Source organism: Mesorhizobium sp. M0276 (assembly GCF_040321755.1).
In the GTDB taxonomy this organism is placed as follows: domain Bacteria; phylum Pseudomonadota; class Alphaproteobacteria; order Rhizobiales; family Rhizobiaceae; genus Mesorhizobium.
In genome coordinates, this window is sequence record NZ_JAMYSC010000161.1 from 1 (window position 1) to 781 (window position 781).

At 63.1% G+C, this 781-nt stretch carries 1 protein-coding gene and 1 pseudogene; both read right to left on the reverse strand.

Going from position 1 to position 781, the window contains the following annotated elements; genetic code table 11:
* Positions 1-111: 111 nt before the first annotated feature.
* A pseudogene (locus tag NKJ01_RS36265) lies at positions 112-444 on the reverse strand (transposase); the annotation flags it as partial.
* Between the two features lie 110 nt (positions 445-554).
* A partial coding sequence (locus tag NKJ01_RS36270; protein ID WP_352735390.1) for a hypothetical protein occupies positions 555-781 on the reverse strand: 227 nt, incomplete at its 5' end.

The window sequence follows — 781 nt, forward strand, 5'->3', positions numbered from 1 at the left end:
TGACCAGGCTCGATTGACCGAGCCGTGTCACGCAATCGGGCCTAGCTCTGGATTCCGCCGCCAATTGGAGCAACACGATGCCGCCCTAACACACCTCTTGACCTCGGCATAGTCATGTGAGCCGGGAAAACGACGCTGGTACTTGGCGATCAGCTGCGGTGTCGATACCGGATCGAAACTCGACTGGCGGTCGCGCGGAACATCGATCTCCAGCTTGCCGGTCTCGGTCGTCACCGTCTTGCGGCCATAGCCGTTACCGGTATTGCCAGCGTCTTCGCCGCTCGCCAGATGGTGGTCCATTTCCGCGTTCAGCGCGCGCTCGGTCAGAGCCTTCTTGAGCGTATCCAACAGGCCGCCCTGTTCGAAGGCGGCACTGGCTGCCCCTCCCGCCAGAAGCTGGTCGAGAAGATCATTCGGTATCGCAGGTTCTTTGCGTCGGGTCATAGTGGGAATCTGGAGGGTTCTGTGTAGTCGCGGGCGCGATGGTACGGGCTCGCACGGGTCGCGACTACATTGAAGCCTGATTGAACTGAACCGGGGGATGGCGGGCGGGGCTATGGGGATTTAGGGCTCGACAGTGTGTCCGAGGCGCCGGAGCGGGCTCGCCGATCGCTCTTGGGCGGTCGCCCGTCGTCGCGATGCAGGACCATCTGCGACGCGAGAGACGGCGCCATTGGGTCGTTGACGCTGAGGTGCAGCGTTGCTGGCGACAGCCAGGCTGCGACTTTGACTAGCGGCGCGCAAAGGCCCTTCGGCGACTGTAGCAGACGCCGGGATGGAC